The 21,669-nt window shown below is 59.4% G+C and carries 20 protein-coding genes; 13 read left to right on the plus strand and 7 right to left on the minus strand.

Translation table 11 applies throughout. The features are described from left to right. Positions 1-14: 14 nt before the first annotated feature. The gene (locus ACYQ47_RS06295) at positions 15-1,379 is read right to left on the minus strand and encodes a RepB family plasmid replication initiator protein (RefSeq protein ID WP_459904779.1); all 1,365 of its coding nucleotides are present in this window, start codon (positions 1,377-1,379) and stop codon (positions 15-17) included. Between the two features lie 1,795 nt (positions 1,380-3,174). On the opposite strand from ACYQ47_RS06295, the gene ACYQ47_RS06300 reads away from it, so the two are divergent. Further along, entirely contained in the window at positions 3,175-4,293 is a 1,119-nt protein-coding gene (locus tag ACYQ47_RS06300) for a DNA-binding protein (RefSeq protein WP_459904780.1), read from the plus strand. Positions 4,294-4,314: 21 nt separating this feature from the next. Here the strand turns inward: ACYQ47_RS06300 and ACYQ47_RS06305 are convergent, their stop codons facing one another. Continuing rightward, complete coding sequence (locus ACYQ47_RS06305) at positions 4,315-5,343, minus strand: tyrosine-type recombinase/integrase (protein ID WP_250466365.1); 1,029 nt, start codon at positions 5,341-5,343, stop codon at positions 4,315-4,317. A 178-nt stretch (positions 5,344-5,521) separates the two neighbouring features. Between ACYQ47_RS06305 and ACYQ47_RS06310 the strand changes: the two genes are divergently transcribed. Continuing rightward, on the plus strand, positions 5,522-6,964 hold the full coding sequence (locus ACYQ47_RS06310) for a DUF2252 domain-containing protein (RefSeq protein ID WP_250509750.1): 1,443 nt from the start codon (positions 5,522-5,524) through the stop codon (positions 6,962-6,964). Between the two features lie 34 nt (positions 6,965-6,998). On the opposite strand, the gene ACYQ47_RS06315 is transcribed toward ACYQ47_RS06310, so the two are convergent. Together ACYQ47_RS06315 and ACYQ47_RS06320 are read right to left on the minus strand one after the other, a co-directional pair. Then, the gene (locus tag ACYQ47_RS06315; protein ID WP_250493021.1) at positions 6,999-7,355 is read right to left on the minus strand and encodes a DUF2471 family protein; all 357 of its coding nucleotides are present in this window, start codon (positions 7,353-7,355) and stop codon (positions 6,999-7,001) included. 300 nt (positions 7,356-7,655) lie between these two features. Continuing rightward, on the minus strand, positions 7,656-8,258 hold the full coding sequence (locus ACYQ47_RS06320) for a helix-turn-helix domain-containing protein (RefSeq protein WP_250466360.1): 603 nt from the start codon (positions 8,256-8,258) through the stop codon (positions 7,656-7,658). Positions 8,259-8,416: 158 nt separating this feature from the next. On the opposite strand from ACYQ47_RS06320, the gene ACYQ47_RS06325 reads away from it, so the two are divergent. Both ACYQ47_RS06325 and tdh read left to right on the plus strand, forming a co-directional pair. Next, the gene (locus ACYQ47_RS06325) at positions 8,417-9,619 is read left to right on the plus strand and encodes a glycine C-acetyltransferase (RefSeq protein ID WP_459904782.1); all 1,203 of its coding nucleotides are present in this window, start codon (positions 8,417-8,419) and stop codon (positions 9,617-9,619) included. A 115-nt stretch (positions 9,620-9,734) separates the two neighbouring features. After that, on the plus strand, positions 9,735-10,766 hold the full coding sequence (gene tdh, locus ACYQ47_RS06330) for an L-threonine 3-dehydrogenase (protein ID WP_250509749.1): 1,032 nt from the start codon (positions 9,735-9,737) through the stop codon (positions 10,764-10,766). 11 nt (positions 10,767-10,777) lie between these two features. Here the strand turns inward: tdh and ACYQ47_RS06335 are convergent, their stop codons facing one another. Next, a complete protein-coding gene (locus tag ACYQ47_RS06335) occupies positions 10,778-11,410 on the minus strand; it encodes a YceI family protein (RefSeq protein WP_459904783.1) in 633 nt (210 codons plus the stop codon). Positions 11,411-11,559: 149 nt separating this feature from the next. Here ACYQ47_RS06335 and ACYQ47_RS06340 point away from each other — a divergent pair, with 149 nt between their 5' ends. Then, complete coding sequence (locus ACYQ47_RS06340) at positions 11,560-12,078, plus strand: hypothetical protein (RefSeq protein ID WP_459904784.1); 519 nt, start codon at positions 11,560-11,562, stop codon at positions 12,076-12,078. Between the two features lie 35 nt (positions 12,079-12,113). On the opposite strand, the gene ACYQ47_RS06345 is transcribed toward ACYQ47_RS06340, so the two are convergent. Further along, positions 12,114-12,350, minus strand: coding sequence for a DUF1272 domain-containing protein (locus ACYQ47_RS06345; protein WP_244829738.1), 237 nt, complete (start codon positions 12,348-12,350; stop codon positions 12,114-12,116). A gap of 157 nt (positions 12,351-12,507) precedes the next feature. Between ACYQ47_RS06345 and ACYQ47_RS06350 the strand changes: the two genes are divergently transcribed. Together ACYQ47_RS06350 and ACYQ47_RS06355 are read left to right on the plus strand one after the other, a co-directional pair. Next, positions 12,508-13,737, plus strand: a complete 1,230-nt coding sequence (locus tag ACYQ47_RS06350; RefSeq protein WP_244828984.1) for a multidrug effflux MFS transporter — start codon at positions 12,508-12,510, stop codon at positions 13,735-13,737. 101 nt (positions 13,738-13,838) lie between these two features. Continuing rightward, the gene (locus tag ACYQ47_RS06355; protein ID WP_459904787.1) at positions 13,839-14,432 is read left to right on the plus strand and encodes a nitroreductase family protein; all 594 of its coding nucleotides are present in this window, start codon (positions 13,839-13,841) and stop codon (positions 14,430-14,432) included. 87 nt (positions 14,433-14,519) lie between these two features. Here ACYQ47_RS06355 and ACYQ47_RS06360 read toward each other — a convergent pair whose 3' ends face one another. Next, positions 14,520-15,158 (minus strand): NADPH-dependent FMN reductase, encoded by a 639-nt coding sequence (locus ACYQ47_RS06360; RefSeq protein WP_459904789.1) that lies wholly within the window; start codon positions 15,156-15,158, stop codon positions 14,520-14,522. 260 nt (positions 15,159-15,418) lie between these two features. Between ACYQ47_RS06360 and ACYQ47_RS06365 the strand changes: the two genes are divergently transcribed. From ACYQ47_RS06365 to ACYQ47_RS06390, 6 genes are all read left to right on the plus strand, one after another. Continuing rightward, on the plus strand, positions 15,419-16,435 hold the full coding sequence (locus ACYQ47_RS06365; RefSeq protein ID WP_459904791.1) for an ABC transporter substrate-binding protein: 1,017 nt from the start codon (positions 15,419-15,421) through the stop codon (positions 16,433-16,435). Positions 16,436-16,480: 45 nt separating this feature from the next. Beyond that, on the plus strand, positions 16,481-17,428 hold the full coding sequence (locus ACYQ47_RS06370) for a TauD/TfdA dioxygenase family protein (protein WP_250493015.1): 948 nt from the start codon (positions 16,481-16,483) through the stop codon (positions 17,426-17,428). Positions 17,429-17,439: 11 nt separating this feature from the next. Further along, on the plus strand, positions 17,440-18,810 hold the full coding sequence (locus ACYQ47_RS06375) for an LLM class flavin-dependent oxidoreductase (protein WP_459904793.1): 1,371 nt from the start codon (positions 17,440-17,442) through the stop codon (positions 18,808-18,810). 126 nt (positions 18,811-18,936) lie between these two features. Continuing rightward, positions 18,937-19,845 (plus strand): ABC transporter permease, encoded by a 909-nt coding sequence (locus tag ACYQ47_RS06380; RefSeq protein WP_250466342.1) that lies wholly within the window; start codon positions 18,937-18,939, stop codon positions 19,843-19,845. Beyond that, on the plus strand, positions 19,832-20,611 hold the full coding sequence (locus tag ACYQ47_RS06385) for an ABC transporter ATP-binding protein (RefSeq protein WP_250466340.1): 780 nt from the start codon (positions 19,832-19,834) through the stop codon (positions 20,609-20,611). The genes ACYQ47_RS06380 and ACYQ47_RS06385 overlap by 14 nt, the downstream gene beginning before the upstream one ends. 30 nt (positions 20,612-20,641) lie before the next feature. Then, positions 20,642-21,640, plus strand: a complete 999-nt coding sequence (locus ACYQ47_RS06390; protein WP_459904795.1) for an ABC transporter substrate-binding protein — start codon at positions 20,642-20,644, stop codon at positions 21,638-21,640. The last annotated feature ends 29 nt before the right edge of the window (positions 21,641-21,669 follow it).

Raw genomic sequence — 21,669 nt, forward strand, 5'->3', positions numbered from 1 at the left:
ACTGCCAGACGCGTTCAGTTAGCGCGCGTCTGGCTAAGTGTGAAGGCGAGCAAATCCCCGTCGGTAGGCTCGCCCCACGTCTTCCTTGCCAGCCAGTCGAAAAATGACGTTTCCGCCAGCTTCGAATCGAGGCCGCGCTTACGCCAATCATCGCGCATATGCGTGCCGAGTTCCGGCAACACGTCGTCTTCGAAACTCTGCCGCGCCAGCTCCCGTTCCCGCTCACCTTGCTCGTCGTAGAGCGCACGCGCTTCCTTCCTTCTATATGCCGAAAACTCGCCTAGCAAGCGTGCCTTGAGATCATCGGCGCCGGATGCCGATCCCGCTGTCGACCGCGGCGCGCCGCTGGCCGTTGCCGGCGGTAGCGCTTCGAGCGGCGGCGCGTAGCCCTTCTTGAGCGCGTCCTTGAACAGCGCTGCCGCGCTTCTGATAGGCGGAAGCGTCGTGCTGCGCAACCGTTGCTCGGTCATCTGCAACGCCGCCCGAATGCGATTTTCCTCGCTGTCGGCGTACAGCGTCTGCGCCTCTTTCAACGGAATGCCGATCTTTACCATCCTGTCGACCAGCGTGCTATCGAAGACGTTCGGATGTTCGTCGAGCGCCAGCATCGGCTGCTTGCGCTCCGTGACGCGGAACTGAATCTCGGCGACGCGACGACCCTCTCGATGTTCCACCAGTTCAACGAAAATGTTGGTGACGGCGTTGACTTCCGCGATTGCGGGACGAAGATAGTCGCGCTTGAAATACTTGTACTCTCGCTTGGCCTCGTCTCCAGCCTCGGTATCTGGCGTGCCGGATAGAATCGGCCGCCACCACTCCCACGTTTCGCGCATCGTCAGATGGCTGGGGTTGGTCAGATAACGCACGCATATTTCATAAAGCGCAAGACCCGCGCTGCTGCGCAACTGGCTTTGGAACTGCAGGCTCAGACGCGCATACTGCACCGGATCGAGCAGCTTCTTTTTGATTTTTGGAGCGAAGGAAAATTCGACCCATACGCGGCGCGTCGTCGGGTCCTCGAGAATTTCCGCGTCGGCGATGAGCGTCGAGATGCCCCACTTGCGGCCGGGCTTCTGGCTCGACGTGCCCGTGCTCCACTCGACCTGCACCGACACCATGCGACGCAGATGCTCCTTGACCAGCGCAGTATCGTTTGAATCGAATGCGGAATTCGCGACAATGTCGGACAGCAACGCGCGGTAGGTGTCGCCAGATTCGTCCGCCTGCTGCGCCACGGCGAGCAGAACGTTAAAGAGCTTGCGAGTAAGCAGCGTGATCTTGCCGCTCTTCGGTTGAATCGCGATGGCTTCGACCGCCTTGCGCAACTCAGCCGAGCTCGGGCTGACAACATCGGTTTTCTTTGCGCGTTTGGTTGCCATGCGTCGGACAGTATCGGGATTGCCAGCAGCATACCGAGTGCGGTGATCAACGTCTACGGGGTGGCCTTCACCGTTTGGGGTGAAGTACGAGAACGAACGGAAGCTCACTGCGGTGCGGTCCCGTAAACTCTCACCACTCACCTTTGAGCGTCAGGCGCCATCCCCAGAAGCCACGCGGGTAAACGGGAGCGGCGAGCGCCAGGGGGCATCACGGCATCGCGGCACAGGTCCCGAAAAATCTCACCGAAAAAAATTTTCCCCAAAAATGGCGTGTCGCACATGCACGACGCGTTCATTTGGGATGACGATCGTCGCCAAAAGCAACAGAAAAAGGGCATATGTGGATCTCCTTAAGTCGACGAACTTCAAAACGCTCCTGTAATACCTCACCTTAAGCGGAATATAGGACAAACGTGAGCAAAGCCGTCTCTAGACGCCGTCTTGGTTCATGCGTGTTGGCATCCCGAAAGGGCTCACCTTGAAAAAAAATTCGGGGCGCGTTTCGGTCCTGCAAAGGCTCACTTGAAGCTCCTGAGAAAGCTCACCTTTGCGGTCTACGTCTGCTGGGGACTCGCCCTATAAGGCTCCGAAGACGGCTGGAAAGGCTTACGTGACGAATGCCCGATCCCGAATATTCTCACCCTAGAAGATATTCCTTGAGCGCTGCCTTATCGCGTCGAGGTCCCGAATACTCTCACCCTAACGCCGGCATAACCCATGCGCTTGTGCTAACTCATTGTTTAAAGAAGGTATTCTGAAGATGAGGTGTTTCAACCGAGTTCAGCGATGTCACGCTATTTCGGAGTAGGACAAAGGAAGTTGTTTTCCGTCGAGCAAGCCAATGCGGGAATGAGGCTGGATTTTGGCACGAATAGGCCCCCGTAAAAGCTCACCGCTCCTATTTTGGCCCGCTTCAAGGGAAGCATTCCACAAAACGTGGCGGTGTCTCTGGCCTCACCTCTCCCCGTAAAGCCTCACCTCCAAGGCTTCGGGGTCCGATTTCGCTCGTTTTATGGCTGTTGGTCCTGCAAAGTCTCACCGCACGAACACTTTGGCGCCTGAAATACCTCACCTATCGGTAAAATCGACCCGTTTTATCCGGTGACGAACACCAATCGGCCGATCCCGATAAGCCTCACCTCGGTTGATCGAGGATTTCGACCACAATCCAACCATGGCGGGAGAACTGAGGCACTAGGCCCCCGGAAAATCTCACCTACATCAAAAACGGGCTCCCTGAATCCGCTCACCAAGCCTCCCGCGAGTCCTCACGTACGGCCCTGAAGGACATCACCAGAGTGTCCCGAATAGCTTCACCTTCTATCCTGAAACATCTCACCCGACGGCCTGGAAAGCCTTATGCAGTAAGGCTTTGCCAAGGCGTTAACAGGGTTAACAAGGTTTCAAAGGTGTTTACTTTTATTACTCTCAAACGAGCCCCGCGAGCATCTGGCTCTAAACAAAACGATCCGTCCCGGCTCTGTACGACGTGAAACCTCGCAAAAGCCAGTCGCAGCAGAAATTATTCAAGAATATCAACATGATAGATGGAAAAGCTAAGGATGTTTCACGCTCTGATGTTCAAAGCACTAAGATTTGCAGTACTCAGTCGGTGCCACCGCACATCGACAACTCTTGACTCGAGTGGATCTGCTGCCGTATAACGCTCAAAACGTAAAACGTACCGTTCGATACAAATGCGCTGGAAATTTATATGAAAATGGCGACTCGCGAGTCCTTGCGCGAAGAAATTGAACAGATGAGGGCGTCAGGCGCACGCAGGCAGGACTTGTCCATGCACGCGTGTAAGCGCCTGTTTTTCGATCTTGGCGTTCGTCCGTCAGTTACGACGGTCCGAGAGTTCACGCAGACGGGTAGCGCTGGCGACATTCCCAAAGACATTGAAGCGTTCTGGTCCACCGTGCGCTCGTCGATGCGCGTACGAATCGATGCCGGCGGGCTGCCTGCAGCCTTACAGGAGCGCGCTGGCGAGCTGCTCACGGAACTATTCGTACATGCGCAAGAAGAAGCCCGCTCGAAGCTGAATGCCGAGCGCACGCAAGTCGATGCCACTGTCAGCGCGGCTCAAATGCAAGCGCGCGAGGCCGAAATCCGGAGGGAAGCGATCGAGCTAGCGCATCAGCAAGCAAAAGCGCATCTCGACACGGCGATGGCGCAAATCGCAAATCTTGAAGCCGACTTGAGAGTGGCCCGTGAGCAGCAGATCGATGCGCAGACAGGCCTGCGTGAAGTCATCGCGCGATTGGAAAAGGAAAACGGGTCCCTTTCCGATCGTCTTTTGCAAGAGCAAGCGCATGGCGCGCGGCTGCGCGAACGCATCGATGCGCTTCAGGACGAATCGCGTCGAAATAGCGAGCACTACGCGCAGCAGATCAAGGATGCAGTCAAGGAAGCGGAGCGCCGGGTCAAGCCCATGCTCGTCGAACTGGATGCGTTACGCGGCATGGCGGCGACGTATCAGGCCGGCACGCGAGAAGCAGGTCAGAAAGAATTCGAATTCATTCAACAACTTAGCGCCGCGAGGGGCCGCGCGGATCGGCTGGAATCGCAGGTCCGCACGCAGTCGGACGAGATCGATGCCCTGGTTCGCGAGCGAGACGCGCATCGCGTCAGAGCGGGCATGAGCGCCGAGATCGGCAAATTGCTGGCGTCAATGGCCCAGGACGGCCGACTGAACCCCGAAGAGTTGGCGGCGCTCGGCACCCAGGTCGATGCGTATTTCGTGACCCCCACCGCGTGCCCGGCCTGCGAAATCGGCGAGCCAGAACTGCAGCGTCACGAAGACGAGTTCGAGCTCTCTTGTCCGAATTGCGAGCGCACTTCGGGCGCCGCCGCGTCGAAGCTGGCCGCAATTGAAGGATTCATCGAAGCCCCGCGATTGAAGGCTGATTAGCCCGCACGCGGGTATCGAAGGTCAAAGGTGAGAGTTTTCGGGATCGATGAACCGATCTTCCATCCCGTCTTGCCCGCAAGCCTCGGCCATATCGCGCTCCCGTATTTGCTCACCCATCCAGTCCTGCCACGCCCGATGCAGGCGATGAACCGAGATCATCTGCTGGAATCCGAGCCATTGTCCAACGCGTTCAGGGTCCGTGCCGTTCTCGAAAAGTTCGGCCGCATAGGTATTGCGCAGCGTTTGCGGGCTCGCGCGCGCGGCGCGTGATTCGGCGATTCCCGCCGCTGCGACCACCGCATCGATGGCGCGCAGCATGGTCGCTTTGTGCATCGGCCGACCGGCGGGCGCGGCCGGGAAGAGCAGCGCGCCCGAGAGTCCGGCGACCTTTCGTTCGTCGATCCACCGATCCAGCACATCGACGGCAAAAGGCGCGAGCCGGGCCTGCCGGATCAGCATGGGATTCGAGGCGTCGACGGTGACATACGGCGCGCCGCGCGCATAGCAATCGATAGTGAGTTGCGCCGCCTCACCGGTCTTCACCCCTGCGCCTAGAAACACCGCGACGAGCGCTCGATCGCGAAGCTCGCGCCACCGCTGCACACTCGACAAAGCGCCAAGCGGCGCATCGAGTCGCGCGATCAGCAAGCCGCGTTCGTCATGCGTGAGAAAGCCGGTCGGCTCGTTGTCGCGTGCCTTGCGCCACGCCGCCTCGCCGTCCTGCGCGATGAATCGAGCCGGATTCGTCGACGCCGATTCGATCTCGCGCACGTGATCCAGCACGCGTTCGATCAAGCGTAGATAGCGCATGCGCTGTGGCCGCCGAATCTCGAGTTGAGAGACGAACTGCTCGATGACCGGTCGCTGCACCGTATGAAGCGTTGTGCGCCTGGCCGCGAGCCATTCAAGAAAGTTGCCCCATTGCGCCCGATAGACATCAGCCGACGATGCCCGGAACTGCTGTTGCGCGAGCCACGCATCGAAAGCAGCATGCGGGTCCGCTTGCCAGTCGGCGCGCTGTTGGTCGAAGAGATCGGTAGTGTTCGGCATGGTGTTCAAAGTGCGCTTCTAAGCGTCATGTTGCGTTGCGAACAGCGTCGGACTTCGGACTGATTCCGTCAAGGGCACTCTTCAGGATAAGTGTGGTGAAGTGTCTTGTAGCGGTGTTTGCAATCGTCGACTACTGTTTTCGATGTGACGTACTTCGAATAATAACGAGAGGTGATCCATGGGCGAAGGCTTCGCATCAGACTCGGGGCAATCGACGTCGACGTGGCAGGAACGCCGGGCTAGCGGACGTGCCGCGCGTCAGCGAACACCACGAGGCACGCAAGAGGCTGTCGGCGACATCGATCGCGATCCCATCGAGTTGCTGCGAATAAGCAGCATGGGTCGCGTCCCTGCGCTGATTCCGCTGCGATACGGCCGCATGTTGGCATCGCCCTTTGCTTTTTTTCGTGGCAGCGCGATTGTTCAGGCGCACGATCTGGCTAGTACACCTTCGAGTGGATTGACCGTTCAAATCTGCGGTGACTGCCACCTATCAAACTTCGGCGGGTTCGCGACGCCTGAGCGTGCGCTCGTATTCGATCTGAACGATTTCGACGAAACCGCACAAGGTCCATGGGAATGGGACGTCAAGCGACTCGTCGCGAGCGTGGCGGTCGCGGGCAGGCATCTGGGCCACGGGCGTGCGGGCTCTGAAGCACTCTGCTTCGAAGCGGCCCAGAGCTATCAGCAGCACATGCGCGAGTATGCCGAGATGGGCGTGCTGGATCTTTGGTACGAACGAATTACGTTCGACAGGATGTACGACGATGTGCAAAACGAAGACGTGAAACGTCGGATCAAGCGCGGTAGCGAACGCGCGAGCCGGCGCACGCATGAAAAGCTGCTGCCGAAGCTCGCCGATCGATCGGGCGATGCCTGGCGAATTCGCGACGCGCCGCCCGCGATCTTTCATATTCGTGGCGCAAGCACGCTCGTCGACGAGGACGACGAGTGGATGAAGCTCGAAGGCGATTCGCACACGATCCTGACTCCGCTCATACGCGATTACGTTTCGACGCTGACATCCGAGCGCGCCGCGCTTTTGTCGCAATTCGCGCTTCAGGACATCGCTTTCAAAGTGGTTGGAGTGGGAAGTGTCGGAACGCGATGCTTCGTGTTGTTGCTTACCGATCATCTTGGTAAGGCGCTCTTCCTGCAGTTGAAAGAGGCATCGACGTCCGTGGTGGCGCGCTACGTCGGCGCGACGAAACATACGCACGACGGGCATCGCATCGTTCACGGGCAACGCCTGATGCAGGCGGCGAGCGATCCTTTTCTAGGCTGGGCGTCAGGCCCGGTTGGACGCCCGCTTTATGTTCGCCAACTGCGCGACATGAAAATATCCGCCGACCTCGAAACATTCAGCGGCGAGGCCTTTCGCGGATACGCGTCGCTATGCGGCTGGGCGCTCGCGCGCGCGCATGCCAAGGCAAGCGGCTGCGCGCTTGAGATTTCCGGCTATCTGGGTTCTGGTGATCGCATGGCGGAAGTGCTCGTCCGATACGCGAGCTCCTATGCGGATCAAGTCGAAAAAGATTACGACGCGTTCCGCTTGGCCTGCCGCAGCGGCAGACTTATGGCGCGCACGGATGCGGACATGGCGGCGGACTTTGCCGCCTGATGACTAGCGATGTGCGGCGTGCATCGCTCGCATGTCAGTGTGCGGCGATGGCCAGTTGCGGTCGGCCTTGTCGTGCAGCGCATTCGTAGGCGTCGACGGCGAATGCGAATACTGCCGGCAAAGCGTCGGAAGAGGCGACATCGACCACGTCGTCGGTTTCGGGGAAATGGAAGTCGTCGGGGCGGGCAAAAAGTTCGCGCAACGCAGCCTCGTGCCGGCCAGCGAAGCCCAGGTCCGCCACGGCTTCCGCTTCGATGGCGTGCAGCAAACGCCAGGTCAACGGCACGCCCAGATCGATGTATCGGCCCGCAATCTGTCGCGTAATGCGGTCCAGATCTTGTACCGCACGTGCAAACTGCTTCCTGCTGAGATGCTCGCCGTTCGACTCCATGATTCGCCCCTTCCGACTGGTCTTTGTACTGTATAAATATACAGTACTTGCCGCCATGAAAGTAGGGTCTCGCCAGTCGCCTTGCGTGTATGTGCGGTTTCGCTTATGGGCGGTTCAGTCCTGCGTGGGAGTGCGCGGCGAGTCACGTAAGGCGGCCGCGCGACGCAGACGGATGCTACGTCTTCGCAGGACGCGCCAGAAATTTATGCGCATAAAGAAGTGCCATGCCACCGTTGCTGTGCGCTGGAGGAGAGGCGGAGCACCTGCTCGCGGAAAACCGCAGACTCGCGAGTCGGGCCATTACCCATGTATAACCACGAGCAAAGCCTTTGCTTCGCCTCGCCCGACATTCCTAATGACATGACCGTCGTCGGCAGCGTAACGTGCGGTTTCCCCCGCCTTCAGTCGCTTCGCAGCACCTGATGCTTCGATTTCGATCGCGCCATTTAACACGGTCAAATGCTCCCGCGTGCCTGGCTCATGCGCGTCCGAGATGAGCGCCGCACCCGCGTGCAACGTGAGCTCGTACCATTCGAATTTTCCAGCCAGCTCAATCGGTCCCCACACGCGAAGCTGATAGCCGCCGTTATCACCATTCAACGTCGGAATCTCATGCGGACCTGCAACGCGTATGACGTCACCGGCCTTCTGCTGCGCAAATAGCTGATCGAGGCTAATACCCAGTGCGTTCGTTAGCCGCCACGCCACGGCAATAGTTGGATTGGCCTTGTCCCGCTCGATCTCCGATAGCATCGATTTCGAAACGCCAGCGGCCCTGGATAAGTCATCGAGTGTCAATTTCCTTTCATTGCGTAGACGCTGAATCTGCTCGCCAACGCGCGGTGGCGCAGTTCCGCTGGCTGAGGAATCACCGGCCTTGCCGCTTGTGACAGAACTTGTCATGAACGCTGCATTCCCTTAGAGTGTTCGATATATTGGAAATCGGTTCGAAATACCGAACCTGTCCAATGCAATGAATGAACTATAACAGGGCTAAAGGTGTGGCCGAGCTTGGCTGGTCTGCATCTACTCTCGAACAGCCGGATACTGGAAAGATGCCGATGAAAGACCGATACCTCTCCCATTTGCAAACTATGCTTAACGAGATTCGCGCCGCCGGGTTTTACAAAAGCGAGCGGGTCATCGCTAGCCCGCAGTCCTCGGAGATCCGCCTTGCCAACGGGAGCACCGTCCTCAATTTTTGCGCGAACAATTATCTCGGTCTTGCGAACGACGCTCGCTTGGTCGATGCCGCAAAAGCCGGACTTGAAGCAGATGGCTTTGGCATGGCATCCGTTCGCTTTATTTGCGGAACACAAACGGTACACAAAGCGCTGGAACAACAAGTCGCGAAGTTCCTCCACTCCGACGACGCCATTCTTTACTCAAGCTGTTTTGACGCGAACGGCGGGCTCTTCGAGACGTTGCTGACCGAGGATGATGCAATCATCAGCGATGAGTTGAACCACGCGAGCATCATCGATGGCGTGCGTCTTTCCAAGGCAAAGCGCTTGCGCTACAAGAACAACGATCTTGCAGACCTCGAAGCGCGCTTGAAGGAAGCCGATGCAGCCGGCGCCCGCTTCAAATTGATCGCAACTGACGGCGTGTTCTCGATGGACGGCATCATCGCCAATCTTGCTGGCATCTGCGATCTGGCTGAGCGCTATGGCGCGCTGGTGATGGTCGACGACTCGCATGCCGTTGGATTCATCGGGGAGAACGGACGCGGGACGCCCGAGTATTGCGGCGTGCTCGATCGAATCGACATCATTACGGGTACGCTCGGCAAGGCACTTGGTGGTGCGTCAGGCGGATATGTGGCTGCGCATCAGGAGATCATCGACTTGTTGCGGCAGCGCAGCCGGCCGTATCTGTTCTCGAACACGCTTGCGCCGAGCATTGCGGCTGCGTCGCTGAAAGTGCTTGAGTTGCTGGATAGCGATGAAGGCGCCGCGCTCCGGCGACGCGTCCGCGAAAACGGCGCGCGGTTTCGGCAAGCGATGACCGCTTTAGGTTTCGATCTAGTGCCCGGCGAGCATCCGATCATTCCCGTCATGCTTGGCGATGCACAACTCGCTTCGAAGATGGCCGACGCGCTTCTCGACGAAGGCGTTTATGTGATCGGATTTTCATACCCTGTCGTGCCAAAGGGCCGCGCGCGCATCCGCACGCAGATGAGCGCCGCCCACACCGCCGAACACATCGACCGCGCAGTCGATGCCTTCGCGCGCGTGGGCCGCTCGCTTGGTGTGATCGGTTAGGACTCACGCTTCGCAGGGTCCTTTATGCGCATAAAGTCAGGACACGTCTCCCGACCTTCAGATGCACGGCGCGGTCACAAGCAGCGCCGCGACACAACCGCCTGGAACACCAACAATGAAAGCACTTGCCAAACTCGAACGCGCCCCCGGTCTTACCTTGACTCACGTCAAGCGGCCGGAAGTCGGACATAACGATGTCCTCATCCGCATCCGTAAGACTGCAATCTGCGGTACGGATATCCACATCTGGAAGTGGGATGACTGGGCGCAGAAGACGATACCGGTGCCGATGCACGTCGGCCATGAATATGTCGGTGAGATCGTCGAGATGGGACAGGAAGTCCGCGGCTTTGCCATCGGCGATCGCGTTTCCGGCGAAGGTCACATCACATGCGGCTTCTGCCGCAATTGCCGCGCAGGTCGCCGTCACTTGTGTCGCAACACCGTTGGCGTTGGCGTGAATCGCGAAGGCGCGTTTGCCGAATACCTCGTGATCCCTGCCTTCAACGCGTTCAAAATTCCGCCCGATATCTCCGACGACCTCGCCGCGATCTTTGACCCCTTCGGCAATGCGACGCACACTGCCCTTTCGTTCAACCTTGTCGGCGAAGACGTGCTGATTACCGGCGCCGGACCCATCGGTGTAATGGCCGCCGCCATTGCGCAGCACGTCGGAGCGCGTAATGTCGTCATTACGGACGTCAACGAATATCGTCTCGAACTTGCCCGCAAGATGGGTGCAACGCGAGCGGTCAACGTTTCCAATGAAAATTTGCGCGATGTCATGCAAGAACTCGGCATGACCGAGGGGTTTGACGTCGGCCTGGAAATGTCCGGCGTACCGAGCGCTTTCACCGCCATGCTGGAAGCGATGAACCACGGCGGCAAAGTCGCTCTGCTCGGCATTCCACCCGCGCAAACTGCGATCGACTGGAATCAGGTTATATTCAAAGGCCTTGAGATCAAAGGCATTTACGGGCGCGAAATGTTCGAGACTTGGTACAAGATGGTCGCAATGCTGCAAAGTGGTCTGGATCTTTCGCCGATCCTCACGCACACATTCCCCGTCGACGACTACCAGCGCGCGTTTGACACCATGCTTTCGGGCAACAGCGGCAAGGTCGTGCTCGACTGGACCGCGGCGTAAGTGTCAGCGCTTCACTGCTTCTCTTTTGCGAACTCGGCCTGAATGGCGACGTGAACATCGTCGCCGACTGCCGGATACCACGTCGTCAGTCCGAACTGCGCGCGGCTGAAATGACCGTTGGCCGAGAAGCCTAACGTTTCCAGCTTGGTCAGTGGATCGACCGAATGCCCGTTGAACGTGACATCCAGAGTGACGGGTCGTGTCGTTCCGCGAATCGTGAGATTGCCTGCCAATGTGCCCTTGTCGTTGCCCGTACGCGTGAAGCCGGTGCTGACGAATTCGATGTTCGGATAACGCGCGACATCGAACATGTCGGGGCCCTTCACCATCCGGTCGAGCAACGGCACATTCGTATTGACGCTCGCGGCGTCGATAGTCACATGTACCGTGCTCCCCGTCATGCCATCCGCGCTCCAGTCGAGCTGTCCGGCCGTCTTGTCGAAACGCATGACAAAGCGCGAATAATGAAGATGATCGACGTCGAAGCTCACATTCCAGTGATGTGCATCTAACTGATAGATCCCGGGCGGCACGCTCGATTCATTCGCGGACACACTGTGCGTGACGACCGCAAGCGGCGTGCATCCACTCGTTGCGATCAACGCGAATAGCGCGACGCTTTGCAAGATTTTCCAAACTTTCATCGATCTGTATCTCCTCGACGCGAAAAACGAGTTTCCTCCGAAAAAGGAAAGTGCGCATTCGTCACGTGCGTGTCAGTTCATCACACGAAAATGGCACGATCAGGTAGAGTTCGCGACGACCTTCATCTCGAAAATAAGACGCCTAAATCATGCGCTCATGGCCACTCTGTTTCCGATTCGCTCGCGCCGCGTGTGCGGCGGCGCTCGCTGCCATCACGGTATCTTGGACGCCGTCGGCGCACGCCGCGCTGTGCTCTGACGGCGTTTGGATCGATGCGATGATCGGCTCGCATCACGTTCATCCCGATAAGCACTTCGAGCAGTTCAATCCCGGCATTGGCGTGGAATGCTGGGTCTCGCCGCAATGGGCAGTGACCGGCGGCTATTTCCGCAACTCGCTCTCGAAGCCTTCGTTTTACGGCGGCGGCGTCTGGGCGCCCGAGTTCCTTCACTGGGGCTTCGTGCGGCTCGCAGCCATGGGTGGCTTGATCTCCGGTTATGACTACGGCCGCTGGGGCATTGGGCACAATCACACGCTTGGCCCCGTGGCCGCGCCGCTCATCATGGTGGACTATAAGCGCGTGGGCGCGAACATCATCCTCATTCCGCCCATTCCTTCGAGCGACTTGCCGTTCACGCTCGGCTTTCAGATCAAGGTCAAGTTTTGACCGTCAAACTCGATTTTATACGGCATCCGAACTAATCAACGGCACGCTGGATTAAAGACTCGTTTCGTCGATGCCGGGTTCTTCTCCAGTTTCTCCGCCGGTCGTCGCGGACGCTTCACCAGTTCACCGCCGCAGTTCGGACACGTGCCCTTTAGCACTTGCTCGGTGCAGTCGCTGCAAAATGTGCATTCGAACGAGCAGATGAATGCCTCCGATGAAGCGGGCGACAAGTCCTTGTCGCAACATTCGCAACCGGGCCGTAATTCAAGCATTTTTTGCTCCTTTCTCCTCAGTGCTGCATTCATGGTCTCGAGCCTGAGATCGTACCAATCCCCGCGCGTGCAGTGGACATTTACGCCAAATCCCGCTCATGCAGGCACAATACGTTGCGATGCCATCGCACATCGCCACCCGCTTCCCGACGCCTCCATGCCATCCGACATTCCCAGCCGCACCAGTACCGTCGCGCGCGTATCGAATTCGCCGCGCTATCTGTTGTTTCTCGTATGCCTGTTCGCTTCGGCAGGGCAGCTCGCAATCGACATCTATGTTCCCGCGCTGCCCGCGATGGCGCGCTTCTTCGATACCTCGCCGCAAGCGATCCAGTCGAGCGTATCCAGTTACATGGCCGCTTATGCGCTAGGCCAACTCGTATTTGGTCCGATAGCGGACGCATACGGCCGCAAGCCAGTGCTGGCCTTCGGACTCGTCGTCTATACGGTCGGCTGTCTGCTGTCACTCGTCGCGCCGAGCCTCGAAACATTCCTGTTGGCGCGCTGTTTGCAGGGCTTCGGCATTGCGGCCACCAATCTGCTCGCCAAGGCAATCATCACCGATTCATTCAAAGGCCAGGCGCTGCTGCACGCATTCACCTACATGTCGATTGCTTGGGGACTCGCGCCGATCATTGCGCCCGTGATCGGTGCGCACTTGCAGGAGTGGTTCGGCTGGAAGGCCTGTCTCGTGTTTCTGCTCGTGTATTCGATCGTCATGTGGGTGCTCGTGTGGCGTTATCGCGAGACATTACCCAAGCCTGTTCGACTCGAATTGCGTACGCTCGTCGCGAATACGGGCAAGGTCTTGTCGAGCCCGGTTTTTCAGAGCTGCTTTCTTGCGCAAGGACTGTGCTACAGCATTCTGCTCGTGTTCAACATCGTCGGGCCTTTCATGGTGCAGAACACGTTGCATAAGCCGCCGACTTACTTCGGTTACCTCGCGCTTGGCATCGGCTTGATGTACTTTCTCGGCGGCCTGTCCAACCGTATTCACAGCCTGCGTCTGCCGACAGCAGAACAACGGCTCAAGTATGGCTCGCGGATCATGGCGGGCGCATCCATCGTGATGCTATTGCTTTCGTTGACGATAGGTCTGCAAGTGTGGACGCTTGCGCTACCGGTCCTCGTAATGGGCTTCTGCGCAGGCGCCATGTATCCGACATTGATGGCCAAGGGCAACTCGCTGTTTCCCCACATTGCTGGATTGACGAGCGCGATACTCGGTTGCGCATTGCTGCTCGTATCGGCGGTGATGATGGGACTCGCGGGCTTCGTATCGGTCCATATCCTCGCGCCCCTTGCAGCGTTCTTCGTGTTGCTTGGACTTACCGTCGTGTGGATGGTGACGAAGCTGCTCGCGCATCTCGAACAGATGAACGCCTGAAGCGACTTGTCCATGCCGCGCGCATCGGCGACACTTGATGCATTCCCTTGACTGCCAAGCTTCGCATATGAAGCATGGTCATATCCATCGAAGATAAACGCATGACACATCGTCCCGCCCCAACCGATATCGACATTCATCCGCTGCTTGCAGGGCGCTGGAGTCCGCGCGCGTATGCAGAACAGCCCGTAGCGCGTGAACAGGTAGTCGCGGTTCTGGAAGCCGCACGCTGGGCGCCGTCCGCTTATAACGTTCAACCGTGGCGTTTCGTGGTGTTCGAGAAGGGGCAAGATGCAGCGGCGTTCGAGCGCGCATTCGCCACGCTCGTGCCGTTCAATCAGTCGTGGAACGCGCATGCGCAGGTGCTCATCGCCGTTCTTGCGGACACGCTCACGGCCAAAGGCACCATCAATCCAAGCGCGAGTTACGACGCGGGCGCCGCGGGTCTTGCCGTATTGTTGCAGGCGCATGCACTCGGCCTCGCCGCCCATGCGATGGGCGGCTTCGATGCAGCGAAATTGCGCGATACCTTCGCCATTCCCGAGCGCTATCAGGCTTTGAGCATGATCTCCATCGCGCATCATGGCGAGGCAGAGGCGTTGCCCGAAGCGCTTGCCGAACGTGAGCAGGCGCCACGTGCACGCCTTGCGCTGGACGAGATCGCCAAGTTCGGTGGATGGCCCGAATCGGCTTAGTGATAGCGAGCGCGAACAAGCCGTAGCGCCCATGAAAAAAAGCCTTCGCCACGCACGGCGAAGGCTTTTTCGTTAAGGCGACGTCGTTTAACTCTGCGCGACGGCCACGCGTCGTTCGACATCGTGATAAGCGTCGCTATCGTGCGCGGCGAATGCGAGCGCAAAGCTCGATGCTTGACGGCCCACGGTGCGCAGCTGCTCGACGACCTTCGGGTCGGAGCACGTATCGGCGGTTTCAAAACGCGTTTCAAGCGTGTTGACGGTCGCACCGAAAGGCGTCGGCCAGCCGCGCAACGCGTGCACGATCGAACGCAGCGACGTCAGCACGGTGCCTGCTGCCTGCCATCCGTAAGCGGTCACGATGCTGCCGACTGCGCGCCCATCCAGATAAGGGCGTTCGTCCTCACGCAGCTCTTCCAGCGTATCCAGCGCGTTCTTGACCAGCCCCGAGATGCCGCCGTGATAGCCCGGCGTCGCGATGATCACTGCGTCGGCGATACGCACCGCCTCGACGAGTTCGTGCTGCTCGTCGGTCAGATTGCGATGCTCAGGCGCGTAGTGCGGCAGGCTATGCAGGAACGCGCCGCCGAACAACTGCACGCGCGCGCCGGATTCCTGTGCGCCGCGCAGCGAAAAAGCCAGCGCACGCTCGGTCGACGATGCCGGCCGCGTCGTTCCGCCGATACCGACGACCAGCGGCTGACGCGATGAGGTGTTTCGAGTCAAGGTGAACGCTCCATGAAAGGTAAAGCAGCGCGCGCGTTCGTTTTACGGCGAGCCGACAGACTAAACATGATAGCCAGCGAACGTGCGTATCGGAACGCATGATTTGCGCTAAGGATATTCAGTAAGCATGTGCAAGTGCCGTGCCGCGCACCTTATCTCGCACGGAGATAACCGTATGGCGTTTTCTTGGTTCGCGCGTGACGAGACGGCTTGTACATTTCATCGTCTTGGCGCGACGAATCCACGGCAAAAATCCCCGCATGACGATCAAAGGCTCAAGCAATCGCAGCATGGCCGCGCTCGCGCTGATCGCATCGATCGCGCTTCCCTTCGAATGCGCGCATGCTGAAGGCGAAGTGAAAGTCGCCGATCAATACGGCATCGGCTCGCTGCTGCTGAAGGTCGTGAAGGACCAGAAGCTCATCGAGAAGGAAGGCGAGCGCGCCGGAATCAAGATCGACGTGGAATGGCACACGCTCTCCGGCGGCGCGGCCGTGAACGAAGCGCTGCTTTCGCGTGCGGCGGATATCGCCACGCTCGGCATCGGACCGCTCATGACGATCTGGGACCGCACGCAAGGTCACCAGAATTTCCGTGCAATCGCGGCGCAAAGCTCGGTTCCGGTCGTGCTCGTTTCGAACGACCCCCGCATTCGCAGCATCAAGGATATCGGCGAAAAGGACCGCATCGCGGTGGTTTCCGTCGCGGTCTCGCAGCAGGGCAGGCTGTTGCAGATGGCATCGGCCAAGGCATACGGCGACGCGAACTACGCGCAACTCGACCGCTTCGAAGTGAACATGCCGCATGCCGATGCAACCACCGCGATGCTCTCGGGCAACTCGGTCATCAACCTGCATTTCTCGAACGCGCCGTATCAGTATCAGGAGCTCGACGATCCGAAGATCCACAAGGTCATCAGCTCGACCGACATTTTCGGCGGTCCATCGACGGGCAGCGTGGTCGTGACATCGGAGAAATGGCGCAAGGACAATCCGAAGACCTATGCAGCCGTACGCGCCGCACTTGTCGATGCCGCAAAGCTCGTTACGAGCGACAAGCAACAGGCCGCAGCCATCTATCTTCGTCAGGACGAGTCGAAACTCACGCCCGCTTTCGTCGCACGCATTCTCGGCGACAAAGACGTGAGCTTCACGACGACGCCGCAAAACACGCTGCAATTAGGCGCTTTTCTTTATCGCGTAGGCGTGATTCATCATGAACCGAAGTCCTGGTGCGACTACTTTTTCGTGGACGATGCAAATGCGCAAGGCAGTTGACGCGAGCATCCGCGCCGGCATCAACATCAATCAGGAGACAGGCATATGAACGCAGCCGTCATCGAACACGCAGCGCGTGTCGAAGTGAAGCCGTTGTCCGCGCATATCGGTGCGGAGATCAGCGGTGTCGACCTTACGCGGCCCTTGTCGAAGGACGAGGTCAAGGCCATTCGCGACGCGCTTCTGAAGTGGCGCGTGGTGTTCTTTCGCGAGCAATTCCTGAGTCATGAACAGCATGTCGCGTTTTCCGCGCAGTTCGGCCAATTGACGGTGGGCCACCCTGTCTTCGGTCACGTGGACGGGCATCCCGAGATTTATTCGATCTCCAAGTTCCGCAAGGCCACGCGCTTCGAAGGGCAGTCGGTATTGCGTCCGTGGACCGGTTGGCATACGGACGTCACCGCTGCCGTGAATCCGCCGTATGCATCCATCTTGCGCGGCGTGACCATTCCGCCGTATGGCGGCGATACGCAATGGACCAACCTCGTGGCCGCGTACCAAAAGCTCTCGGCGCCGCTGCGCGCATTCGTCGATGGCCTGCGTGGCGTGCATCGCTTCGCGCCGCCGCAAGGCGCCGCCGGCACCGATGCTTTCGCGAAAGCGGTCGACCAGCACACGCTCGTGAGCGAGCATCCGCTCGTGCGTGTGCACCCTGAAACCGGCGAACGCGCGCTGTATGTAAGCCCGAGCTTTCTCAAGCACATCGCGGGTCTTGCGCCGCGCGAGAGTCAGGCGTTGCTCGAACTGCTGTGGGAACACGTGACGCGGCCGGAATTCACCGTGCGCTTCAAGTGGGAGCCGGGCAGCATCGCGTTCTGGGATAACCGCACGACCGCGCATCTCGCGCCGACCGATATCTTCGATCTGGATTTCGATCGACAGCTATATCGCACGACGCTTGTCGGCGATATTCCAGTGGGACCGGACGGTCAATCATCGGTGGCAATCGAAGGCTCGCCGGTGGGTGCCGCGGCCGCTGTCGCACTCAACTGATCGACGACGCCATGGCAAAACGAAGCGGACAACTGCGCCTGGGCGCGTTTCTTTATCCGACGGGACATCACATTGCCGCGTGGCGTCATCCGCATGCCGTCGCGGATGCCGGCGTCAACTTCAAGCATTACACAGCGCTCGCGCAGGCAGCGGAAGCGGCGAGCTTCGATCTCGTCTTTCTCGCCGATGGCTCCGGCACGCGCGGCGACGATGCCGCGTTCCTGAGCCGCACCGCGCACAGCTATGTCGCGCAGTTCGAGCCGCTTACGCTGTTGTCCGCGCTCGCGGCCGTGACCGAGCGCATCGGGTTGGTCGGTACGGCATCGACATCGTTCAACGAGCCTTATCACATCGCGCGCAAGTTCGCGTCGCTGGATCACATCAGCGGCGGCCGCGCGGGCTGGAACCTCGTCACTTCGTCGAGCGAGCATGAAGCGCGCAACTTCAATCTCGATCAGCATCTCGCGCATGCACACCGTTACGAACGCGCGGAGGAATTCGCCGAAGTGGTGACGGGCCTGTGGGATAGCTGGGACGACGACGCCTTCGTGCGCGACAAAACATCGGGCCGGTATTTCGATCCCGACAAGCGGCACGTGCTCGACCATCGCGGCGAGTTTTTCAAGGTGCATGGTCCGCTGAACGTTTCGCGTGCGCCGCAGGGACATCCGGTCGTGGTGCAGGCGGGATCGTCCGAAGCGGGCAGGGCGCTTGCCGCGCGCACCGCCGAAGTGATCTTCACCGCGCAGCAGACGTTCGAAGATGCCGTTGCGTTCTATGCCGATGTAAAGGGACGCATGGCGCAATATGGACGTGGTCCCGAATCGCTCAAGATCATGCCGGGCGTCATGCCCATAGTCGGACGCACGGAAGAAGAAGCACGCGAAAAGTTCGACGCACTGCAGGCATTGATCGATCCCGTGGTCGGCCTAGCGATGGTCTCGACGCTCACGGGCGGCTTCGATCTCTCGGGCTATCCGCTCGACGGACCCATTCCCGATTTGCCGGAAACGAATGCCAGCAAGAGCCGCCAGGGCTTGATGATCGACCTGGCGCGCCGCGAGAATCTGACCATACGTCAGCTCTATTTGCGCATTGCGGGCGCGCGCGGTCATTGGCAAATCGTCGGCACGCCGGTGCAGGTTGCGGATGCGCTGGAAGAGCGCTTTGTCAATTACGGGGCGGATGGTTTCAACGTCATGGCCGCGTTGCTGCCCGATTCGCTGAATGATTTCATTGAACTGGTGCTGCCTGAATTGCGCCGGCGCGGGCTCTTCCGACACGGCTATGAAGGGCGCACGTTGCGCGATCATCTTGGTCTCGAAAGACCGCGCTCTCGCTATGCGGTGACGCAAGAGGAAGCCAGCACGGATCTCGCCTGAACGTGAGCCAGCGGCGCGCAAAACGATATTGCGCGATCCTTGGATAGCATCTGGCAAACCGTTGGTTTGCGTGGGGCAAACACGAACGTAGTATCGGGTGTTCTCTTTCTCACTCGAAGAATGCCCATGAATGCCCCTCGCTTTTCCTCGGCGACACTCGAGCTCGATCCGGGCACGCCGCTCGAACAGCCCGCGCCACGCGCATCCGGCGCACAGACGCTGGTCGAACTGCCCACACGCGAACGTGCCCGTACCACGACACTGAACTGGAAGCTCATCCGCTCGCGCAGTTTGCGCGTGGGCGTGCCCATTGCGATTGTCGTGCTGTGGCAACTCGTGTCGTCGCTGCAACTCATCGCGCCCGAAACGCTGCCGCCGCCGACCGTCATTCTTGCTGCATTGAAGGAACTCGTCGCGGATGGCGAATTGCAGAGCGCTATCGGCGTATCGCTTGCGCGTGCGGCGACCGGCCTTGCCATTGGCGGCGGGATCGGCCTGATTGCGGGCTTGTTCGCGGGACTGTGGCGCGTAGGCGAAGAAGTCGTCGATGCGCCCTTGCAGATGTTGCGCACGATTCCATTCATCGCGCTCATTCCGCTCTTCATCACGTGGTTCGGTATCGGCGAGGGCGCGAAGATCGCGGTCATTCTCGCCGCGACCATCTTCCCGATGTACCTCAACACCTACGCGGGCGTGCGCGGTGTCGATCCCAAGCTGCTCGAAGCGGCCACCGTGTTCGGGCTATCGAGCCGGCAAGTAGCGTTGCGCATCATTCTGCCGACCGCGCTGCCTTCCATACTCGTCGGCTTGCGCTATGCGTCCGCCGTGGCGCTGCTTGCGCTCGTCGTCGCGGAGCAGATCAACGCACAGAACGGCATTGGCTACATCCTCGTCAATGCGAACCAGAACCAGCGCGCGGACATCATCATCGCGGGCATTCTGGTTTATGCGGCGCTCGGCATTCTCACCGATCTCATCATGCGCGGTCTCGAACATGTCGCGCTTCCGTGGAGGCCGCGCTTTGAACTCGCCTGATATCGATGCCTTGAAGAACGTACGCGATCATCGTGAAATCGCACTCGAATTGCAAGGCGTGAGCCGTCGCTTCGGCGGACGTGCAGTACTCAAGGACGTATCGCTGAACATAAGGCGCGGCCAATTCGTATCGATGCTCGGCGCATCGGGCGCCGGCAAGACCACGCTACTGCGTATTCTCGCGGGCCTCGACAAGGCCGATGAAGGACGCGTGCGCGTGGCGAATGCGCGCTCCGTCGTGTTTCAGGAACCGCGTCTCGTGCCGGCGCGGCGCGTGTGGGAGAACGTCGTCATCGGCCATGACAGGTTGGGCGCCGCAAAAAACGACGCACTCGCCGCGCTCGACGAAGTGGGTCTTGCAAGTCACGCGGAAGGCTGGCCAAAGACGCTTTCGGGCGGCGAAGCGCAACGCGTCGCATTGGCCCGAGCGCTCGTGCGCGAGCCGCGTCTCTTGCTTCTCGATGAACCCTTCGCCGCACTCGATGCATTGACCCGCATCCGCATGTACGACCTCGTCGCACGCTTGTGGCGCGCGCATACGCCGGCGGTCGTGCTGGTGACGCATGACATCGACGAAGCCATTCTCTTGTCGGACCGCATTGTCGTGTTGTCGCAAGGCGAGATAAGCGCGGACTTCACCGTGGACTTTCCGCGGCCGCGTTCGCGTGCGGACGCCAACGCCATAGCACTCAGAACAAAACTGCTCGAAGCGCTCGGCGTGACGACAGAAGAACCACAACGAGCCGCGACAGCAAGCGCGGCCTGACATTCCTTTCCTTAACCGACCACTCACTTCATGCGCATCAAGAAAAGCTTAACCGCACTCTTCATTACGGGCTCCCTCGCTTTATCGACTTCGGCGTTCGCGGAAGAGCCGCTCACCATTCAGATCGGCACGCAGGATGCCGCGTGGCCATTGATCGTCGAGGCATCGCACGTGCTGGATGGCGCGCCGTACAAGGTCAAGTGGGCCGTGCTCACGGGACCCGCCGCGCAACTGTCCGCGCTCTATTCGAAAGTGCTCGACGTGGGTCTGATGGGCGATACCTCGCTCATCATCGAACAGGGGAATGCGCGTCAGACATGGACGCCGGAGACCGCGCCCTTGCAGATCATCGCGGGATGGCGCAACCCGGATAACGCGTATCCGCCTATCGTCACCGTGGTTCGCAAGGAAGCCAACGTGAAGACGCTCGCGGACCTGCGCGGCAAGACCTGGGGCTACAACTTCGGCGGCTTCAATTATCTGCAATACGTGCTGTCGTATGTGAAGGCCGATCTCAAGCCGAAGGACTTCCAAGCGGTCAAGTTCGGCGATGGCAACGTGTCGGCTTCCGCTTTCAACGCGGGACAGGTGTCGGTTTATTCGGGCGGCTTTGGTCCGGTGAAGGAAGCGGTCGACAAGGGCGATGCACGCGTGATCGTCAAGAGCGACGAACTGGATATCCCCGCGCTCTCGGTGTTCGCGGCCCGCACCGATGTCTTGCGCGATCCCGCGAAGAGCAAGGCCATCGGTGACTTCCTGGGACGTCTCAAGAGCTCGTGGACGTGGTGGGCGCAGAACGTGCCGGCCGTCGAGAAGATCTATGCGGAGAAAATGAAGCAGTCGCCGGCACGAGCGAAGTTCTCGGCGGAAAATGGACGCTCCGTGTTTTATCCGCTCGACAAGACGCTTGTCGCGCGCGAGCAGAAGATTGCGGACACGCTCTACAAGTCCGGCGATATCAAGAACAACATCAAGGTGGATATCGAGTTCAATCCGGTATTCGATTCGCAAGCAGTCGCCGCGCGATAATGCCTGAAGCGGGCGTGCGCAGAACACGC

The organism is Caballeronia sp. HLA56, from assembly GCF_054655155.1.